5 protein-coding genes, 1 tRNA gene, 1 pseudogene and 1 riboswitch are annotated in these 8,095 nt (G+C 32.8%); of the genes and pseudogenes, 2 read left to right on the top strand and 5 right to left on the bottom strand.

The features are described 5' to 3' along the window. Positions 1-163: 163 nt before the first annotated feature. Entirely contained in the window at positions 164-883 is a 720-nt protein-coding gene (locus CI949_RS13580; protein WP_258222447.1) for a hypothetical protein, read from the top strand. Between the two features lie 48 nt (positions 884-931). Here CI949_RS13580 and CI949_RS13575 read toward each other — a convergent pair. From CI949_RS13575 to CI949_RS13565, 3 genes and pseudogenes are all read right to left on the bottom strand, one after another. Then, positions 932-1,006: transfer RNA gene (locus tag CI949_RS13575), tRNA-Thr, on the bottom strand. An 8-nt stretch (positions 1,007-1,014) separates the two neighbouring features. Continuing rightward, positions 1,015-1,851, bottom strand: a pseudogene (locus CI949_RS13570) (DegV family protein). A gap of 161 nt (positions 1,852-2,012) precedes the next feature. Next, entirely contained in the window at positions 2,013-2,216 is a 204-nt protein-coding gene (locus CI949_RS13565; RefSeq protein WP_005487305.1) for a cold-shock protein, read from the bottom strand. Between the two features lie 175 nt (positions 2,217-2,391). Here CI949_RS13565 and CI949_RS13560 point away from each other — a divergent pair, with 175 nt between their 5' ends. Further along, entirely contained in the window at positions 2,392-3,657 is a 1,266-nt protein-coding gene (locus CI949_RS13560) for a complex I subunit 5 family protein (protein WP_108140419.1), read from the top strand. Positions 3,658-3,754: 97 nt separating this feature from the next. On the opposite strand, the gene CI949_RS13555 is transcribed toward CI949_RS13560, so the two are convergent. Both CI949_RS13555 and CI949_RS13550 read right to left on the bottom strand, forming a co-directional pair. Continuing rightward, positions 3,755-5,725, bottom strand: coding sequence for a methyl-accepting chemotaxis protein (locus CI949_RS13555; RefSeq protein WP_290767306.1), 1,971 nt, complete (start codon positions 5,723-5,725; stop codon positions 3,755-3,757). A 40-nt stretch (positions 5,726-5,765) separates the two neighbouring features. Then, entirely contained in the window at positions 5,766-7,754 is a 1,989-nt protein-coding gene (locus CI949_RS13550; protein ID WP_290767304.1) for a GGDEF domain-containing phosphodiesterase, read from the bottom strand. A gap of 81 nt (positions 7,755-7,835) precedes the next feature. After that, a riboswitch (cyclic di-GMP riboswitch) is annotated at positions 7,836-7,910 on the bottom strand. Positions 7,911-8,095: the final 185 nt, after the last annotated feature.

The raw sequence follows: 8,095 nt of genomic DNA, 5'->3' as shown, positions 1-8,095 counted from the left end.
CCTCTATATTATGTGTTTAAACTAAAGTCTTTTTTAAATCAACAGCAAATTTTTCAGTTAAAGACCTTTTCGTTCACAAAAACTTAATATAACAATGTTCAAATAAACTTGAAATAAAATATTCTTTTTCTTATACTTAAAACAAGTTAAATAAATGGAGGTGATGCCAATTACTAATCAACAAAAAGAAAATGAAACAAATAAAGAGAAAGATAAATCAATTCCATTTATTATTAGCAGTGCATACCTTCTGTCCTTTCTGTTTATTAGACTGGCTGTATTAATAGCTGGCTCAGCGGGTAGTGCAGCATCTACCGCTGCTAAAGCTGGTGATATACAATTTTATATCGGTTCAAACATTATACTTTTTGGTTATCACATTCATCATCTATATATTGGTATTGCATTAATCGCTCTTGCAGGCTGGTTTTCAATTACCAGAACAAAATTTATTGACCGCAGAGATAATGCCTTAATCTATGGAATTGGTCTCGGATTATTTATGGACGAAATCGGACTACTTTTAAGCTGGGGAGACTACTGGCACAGTACTACTTATCTGCTCAGTCTGCTGCTTGGAGGAATATTTTTAAACATCATCTTTTTCCCAGATTTCTGGAAAGATCTACGAACTCATTTAGGAGAATTCAATCCTAAAAATAAAATTTTAAGACATTATAATTCAAATACTATAATTTCGGGGGTGGATAAATTGGCCCAAGAAGCTGATAATACCAGTAAGATTACCTTGATTTTTTCGGGGTTAATTTATATTGTTGTTGGAATGTTAATTATATCTAACCCGGAACTTGTATACTACTGGGTTGCAGGCGGATTTTTCCTGCAGGGATTAACAAAATTTGTTGAAGCCTGGAAAGAATAAATTGAGTAAAAATTATTATCAATTATACAGTCACTAAAAATGAAATTATGGAGCCGGTGACAGGACTTGAACCTGCAGCCTTCGGTTTACGATACCACTGCTCTGCCTTTGAGCTACACCGGCTTTCTTTTTTAAAACGCCAGAACTATTCCACCTTCGTTAGCATAAACAGTACTGATTCCGGCTGTTTCCACTATAATAATTTCTCTAAAGTTATATTTTTCTGCTGCTTTTTCTTTTATATATTCTGCTTTCTCTAAAGCATTACAGTGGGCAATACCAAGAACTTTTTCTTCTAAATTCTCACCTTTTTCTCCAATTTTATCTACAAGTTTTCTGATAGCTCTTTTGCTGCCTCTAGCTTTATCAACTAGAGTTATAGTACCTTCTTCAGTTGCACCCAAAACAGGTTTAATATTAAAAAAGGAAGCTATCTTACCTTTTAATTTTCCCATTCTTCCTGCTTTGATTAAATTATCAAGCGAATCAAGCACAAATAAAGTCTGCATTTCCTCTACATATTTTTCAACTTTTTATACAATTTCTTCTCTATTTAAACCGGCCTCAATCAACTCACCTAATTTATAAGCAATCATTGTTTCTCCTGCAGAAGCACTGAATGAATTAAAAACTTTAACAAATTTATCTTCAGCTTCTTCCATTAACATCTCTTTTGCCAGAACTGCATTCTGGTAGGTTGCACTTAATTCTTTAGATAGAGTCACCACAAAGATATTTTCATATTTTTTGTATAAATCTAAAAAAGGTCCCGGACCGGGGCTGGCAGTTTTAGGTGCCTGATCGCTGCTGCGCATTGCAGTCAGCAGCTCTTCTCTATCCAGTTTTTCATCATCAACAAAATGTTTATCTCCAATATCTATCGATAGAGGAGCAGTTGATATATCAAATCGTTCTCTGATTTCATCTGTCAAATCACAACAGCTGTCAACTATTATTTTGAATTTCATAATTTACCTCCAATATTTGTTTTTAAGTCATCATTTTATTTAATTATCTTTATACAATTTTATCTTTATTAAAAATAAAAATCAACTAATATAATAAATTATCTATAAAATAAAAAAACCCCGACTAAATTAATAGTCAGGGTAATTTCCGTAATCTTTAATTATATAACATCAACATTCTCTGCCTGAGGACCACGGTCTCCTTCAACAATTTCGAATTCAACTTCCTGACCTTCTTCTAAGGTTTTAAAACCTTCCTGCTGCAGTGCAGAGAAATGTACAAATACATCGTCGCCATCTTCTCTTTCAATAAAGCCATAACCTTTTTTCTCATCAAACCACTTAACTTTTCCTGTGTAAACCATATTAATATCTTCCTCCTAAAATTTAACCTGAGTAAGTGTAACTAGTTTAGAATACTCAGTGATTTAAATATATCATCAGTTTTTGCATTTGTCAAATTTTTCTGACTCAATTGCTTATTTTTTTCTTTCAGTTATTTAACGCTTATGATATAATTTTGACAGAGGAGGCAGTTATATGCAGGTATTTATTTCCAGTAATTTTATCTTTAATAATATTAATATCTTATTTTTAAGCACTGGCTTTTTAGTAACTTTTTTCACTCTAATCTCAAACTGGAGAAAAATCAAAGAATACCGGTCCTTATTTTTTTTAGTTACAGTATTTTTTGTAATCAGCTTTAGTCTTGTAGTCACTACAAATAACTGGTTTATTTTTATGATTGGCTGGGAACTTGCAACATTAACTACTTCTCTGATGCTGGCCTGGGACAACAAGAATATTGCCTGGGAGTATTTTGTGATTCAGTTTATAGGTGGGAGTTTTTTAATTCTCACTGTTTTAACCGCTTATACAAATGGTTATCAAAATGTAGGGGAGGTTAAAGAATTCTGGCTGCAGCTGATGTTTATTGTTGGTCTGGGAGTAAAAAGTGCTGTTATTGGCTTCCACTTCTGGGTTCCTTACATTTATAAACAGGCGTCAACAGCATTTTGTGCACTTTCCTCTGGCTTAGTTGCCAAACTTGGTTATATTTCACTCTTAAAAATTATTGTTAATGGAAATAGATTGCTTTTATATCTCGGCCTGATTATGATTTTTTATGGTGGAATTAAAGCTCTGGAAGAAAAAAATTACAAACTTATTTTAGCTTATAGTTCGATCAGTCAGTTTGGATTTATAACTCTGGCCATTGGCAGTGGAAATATTTACGGATACTATGGTGCAATACTCCACATTATAGCTCATGCATTGGCAAAGTCAACACTGTTTAATGGTGCCGGCAGCTGGATTAAAGAATTCAAATCAAATTCCATCTTTGATTTTAAACGCTGTGAACTGCGGCAAAAAATTAATGCATTAAGTACTATACTTTCTTTTCTATCCTTAATGGCTTTTCCTTTTTTTATTGGTTACAGCAGCAAACATCTAATTAAATATTCGCTTAGTGCCATTCCAATGTTTGAATTTTTGCTGCATCTTGGCAGTATTTTAACAGTTGCTTATTCTTTAAAGATATTATGGGTAATAATTTTCAAAGACTTGAAAGAATCTAATTTCAATTTTAAAACAAAAGTAAAAAGTAATTATCAACCAGGTATTTTAGAAAATATTTCAATCTTGATTCCTGCACTGTCGCTTATTTTACTGGCTGTGACGACAAATATTTATCTGGGACATCAGTTTGATTTTCATTATCTAAGCGGCTTAACTACAACAGCAATTTATTTAGTTGTTGCCTATCTAATTCGTTTTCCAATAATGTCAAGAATTGAACATTAGTTATAACTTGAAAGTTAAATTACCCAGTTATGCAAAAGGAGCCCAAAAGGCTCCTTTTTTTAGTATTAACTTTTAATAAGAATTAAGCAGCAAGTTTTTAAAGTTTGAACTTAGAAATCGACTCTGATAATTCTTCTGCCATTTCAGCCAGTTCCTGTGAAGCAGTAATAATCTCATCTGTAGCTGCATTCTGCTCCTGGCTGGAAGCTGCAACTTCCTCAGCATTAGCAGCTGCAGTTTCGCTTGCAGAGGCAATTTCTCTGATCGCTATTTCTACATCATCACTGTTGGCAGCCATTTCTTCAGCCTTACTATTTATATTTCCAATAATTCTACTTAAAACTCCAGCAGTATTTTCAATTTCTTCAAATGCTTTTCCACTCTCCTCAATGGAGCTAACACTTGACTCAACTACCTCTCCAGTCTCTTCCATATTTTTTACAGAAGCATTTACATCTTTTTGAATACCTTCAATTAATTCAGTGATTTCATCTGTAGCCTTGTTTGATTCTTCTGCAAGTTCTCTAATTTCATCAGCAACTACCGAAAATCCGCGGCCCGCTTCTCCTGCTCTGGCTGCTTCAATTGCTGCATTCAAAGCCAGCAGATTAGTCTGAGAAGATATATCTTTAATCATGCTCACTATTTCTCCAATTCTCTGTGAAGAATCTGCCAGAGAGTGGACCGACTCTTCCACACTCTGCGAATTATCTTTAACTTTATTAATTTCGGAAGCAGATTTGTCAATAGACTGATTACCTTTTTCAATATTTTTTATTACATCTGCAGCCTGTCTATCCATAGCCTCAGAGGAAGTATTGATCATTGTAATCTGTTTAATTAACTCATCCATTGTAGCTGTAGTTTCTTCAACCTGAGCTGACTGTTCCTCTGTATTAGAGGCTACTTCCTGAATAGCTCTGCTAACCTCATCAGCACTTTCACCAACCTGGTTTCCACTGGCTGATAATTCTTCGCTGGAGGCTGCAACTCGATCTGAAACATTCTTAACATCTAAGATCATTTCTTTCAGATTAGTAATCATCTCTGAGAATGAATTTGTTAAGCTTCCAATTTCGTCCTTACGTTTTAAATATTTATCATCAATATTTAAGGTGAAATCTCCTGCTGCAATTTTCTCTGCAGCAGCTGTGACATAATTAAGAGGATTTGCTATATAGGAGGCAATAATTATTGTAACAATCATTCCAAAAATTAGAGCAATAACTGCAATTACCAGACTAGTATTTCTTAAATTATTAAGTCCGCTCATCACTTCAGCTCGATCTGCTGTCATTGCTACGGACCAGCCATTAATTTCTACCGGATGATAGGCCATAATTTTTTCCTGATTATTAAAGTTATAGTTTACTGCATCACTCTCTCCAGCCACCATGTTTTGACTAATATTTTTTAAATCCTGATTACTTTCTGCAAGTTCACTATTTGCTATGTAATCTTTTTCCGGATAAGCTATAGTATTCTTATTTTGATTGATTATCCAACCATAACCAGCTCCGTTAATATTCATTTCAGTAATTAACTGCTGCAGATATTCTGTCGAGACAGTACCAATTAAGACTCCAACCTGTTCTCCCAGATCAATTATCGGGACAGCAATTGAGATAACATTTCCCTCTGTTAACTCACTGGGCCTGGCATTCGAATATGTTATCTTTCCTGTTTCCATTGCTCTCTTAAAATATTCTCGATCAGAAACATCGATATTTTCTCCACCAACCACATTTGCTCTACCATCATCTCGGGCAACTATAATATTTTCTAATTCAGGATGATCGGCCTCTTTGAGGAATCTTTCCTGACTGCTCCACATCATAGTTTTAACATCATTTGAATTTGCTAAATCTTTTAAGAAAATTTCCATTCCAGTTAGCCACTCATTAATTGTATTAGAATTTTGACGAGCGCTTTCTTCAGCACCCGACATAATAGTAGCTTCCATAATATTTGTTGACTGATTATATAATGTTAAGGCTGTACCACCAACAATTAATAAAATTAATATTGAGATTGCAAAGAGCATTTTAGCTTTGATTGACTTTAACATTTTAACCCCTACCTTTTTTACTTATTATAGTAAAATTATATCATAAATGCTGTATATTGCAATCATAGCAGATGATAGACTCAAGTTCAGCAAGCGGCTTCGGACGGTAATAATAATAACCCTGGACATAATCACAATTGAGATCTTTTAATATCTCCAGTTCAATTTTTTCTTCTACACCTTCTGCTACAACCTGAAAATCAAGCTCATGAGATAATTCAATAATTTTTTCTATCAAAATTCTATTTCTTTTCTGATCTAGATTACGAATAAAAGACATATCAAGTTTAAGCATATCAATTGGAAGTTTAGCCAGATAAGAAAGTGAAGAATATCCTTTGCCAAAATCATCGAGTGAGATATAAAAACCTGCCTCTTTTAATTTATTAAGATTTTCTAAGTCTCTTTTTTCAGCATCCAAAAACACAGATTCTGTAATCTCAAAATCAATCTGATGAGGACATAATTTTCCGTCAGCGATTAATCCCTCTAAAAAGGTTATTAGACTGTCATCTTTTAAGTCATAGGCAGATAGATTAATCGAAATAATCTTTTCTGATTCCCGTAAAATCCTGTTCTCAGAGAATTCTTTAATGACCCTTTTAATCACCCAGCGCGTTATTTGAGTAATTAAATTACTCTGTTCAGCAATCGGAATAAAATATCCAGGTGAAATCTGACCAAATTCAGGATGCTGCCAGCGAAGTAAAGCCTCAAGAGCAACAATATCATCATTTTTTAGATCAATTTTAGGTTGATATACAAGACTTAAGCCCTCTGATTCGACAGCCTTTCTTAAATCATTTTTCAACTGTATATTATTCAATTTTGCATAATAAATTTTCTTATCATAAATTTGATAAAACTGATTACTAGCTTCAATTGTATGAAGGGCATGGTGAGCTCTACTAATTAAAGTTTTAGCATCTTTTCCATTTGAGGGATAAACAGTAATCCCAATTTTAAAATCTAAAAAATAATCGATTTTATTTTCTTTCCAGAGCATTCTCACTGACTGATAAATTTCTTCTGCCTTAGCTTTGATATTTTTCTGTTCCGAAATTCTGTTATATAAAAGCAGGAATTTATCTTCATAATAGTGGCTTATTAATTCTAGTTCTGAATCCCTATTTAAGGTATCAGCGATTTTTTGTGCTGTCTCTTTGCCATGAAGTGAGCCATCTAGATTAGATATATTATCCATGTCCATAATTTCAATATAAAAAACTGAAAATCCATCTTTATTTTGACTATTTTCAACAGCTCTAATCTGCTGTTCCAGTTTATCTAAAAAATATTTTTCATTAGGCAGACTGGTAAAATCATCATAATAAGCAAGCTGATATAATTTATCTTCAAGCTTCTTTTCTCTGGTAATTTCGGTTGTAGTTCCAATTACTTTAACTGCTGAATCATCACTATCCTTTAAAAAACGACCGCTGTGTTTGATATATATATATTCTGAATTGTTTTCAACTCGAAATATATTACTGTACTTTTTATTTTTATTCTCTAAAAAAAGTTCCCATTTGTTTTGAGCTTCCTGCCGGTCATCCGGGTGAATATATTCTTTTATTGATTCTATTGGTCCCTGACTGGTATATTTTTGATGGATATTTAATTTGTTTTGAGCCCAGAAAGAAAGATATAATTCACCACTCTGAAGATCATATTCCCAAATTCCAACATCTATCATATCTTCAATTAAATTAAATTTTTTAATTTTATCTTCTTCATTTTTTATTTCCTCAGCCTTATCTATAATACTTTTACTTATCTTATAATTAGCATTTAAGGTCCTGCGTATTAAAAAATAAATTAGTACTGCAGAAAAAATAATAAAAATAACCTTATTTGCAAAATGAAAAAAACTGTGTATTTGATCAGCAGGTATAAAGATGTCAATAAAATATTCAAATAAAGCAATCCAGATAAATCCAACAATTAGATACTTTAAAATCAAAATAAAGCTGGCCTGAGATGGGTCATATTCTTCTATTTTATTTTTTAATTTTTCGATAACTTCCATTGCTGACCCTCCTATCCTAATACCGACTGGTGGTATATTTTTGGTAATAAAAAAACCGACCACAAATGGCCGGGCACTAAAGTCTGCAGCCTGGCAGTCTCAGTAAGACCCATAGCTTTGCGTCACTGCTTTACAGCAGTTTTGCCCTCAATTGAAATATTTTCTTCTATTTGTAATTATATTGTACTAAAGGCAGATAAATAATTCAAGTATTTAACTTAAAGTTTATAATTTAATTTTAAAAGAGTAAATTGCGAAGCAAATGAGGCTTTTAATAACAGTAAGTACAGAGGATGATGATTTTTCTTTACCCCAAAAACATGGTATATAAGGGTCTTATT

The organism is Halanaerobium sp. (assembly GCF_003070835.1).
The sequence above is the reverse complement of the archived record's forward strand: the minus strand, read 5'-3'. Positions and strand labels throughout refer to the sequence as shown.

Bases quoted from the DNA above. Each gene is read 5' to 3' on its own strand.
- CI949_RS13560 (WP_108140419.1), top strand. From the start codon at position 2,392: ATGCAGGTATTTATTTCCAGTAATTTTATCTTTAATAATATTAATATC.
- CI949_RS13550 (WP_290767304.1), bottom strand. From the start codon at position 7,754: ATGGAAGTTATCGAAAAATTAAAAAATAAAATAGAAGAATATGACCCA.
- CI949_RS13565 (WP_005487305.1), bottom strand. From the start codon at position 2,216: ATGGTTTACACAGGAAAAGTTAAGTGGTTTGATGAGAAAAAAGGTTAT.
- CI949_RS13555 (WP_290767306.1), bottom strand. From the start codon at position 5,725: ATGTTAAAGTCAATCAAAGCTAAAATGCTCTTTGCAATCTCAATATTA.
- CI949_RS13580 (WP_258222447.1), top strand. From the start codon at position 164: ATGCCAATTACTAATCAACAAAAAGAAAATGAAACAAATAAAGAGAAA.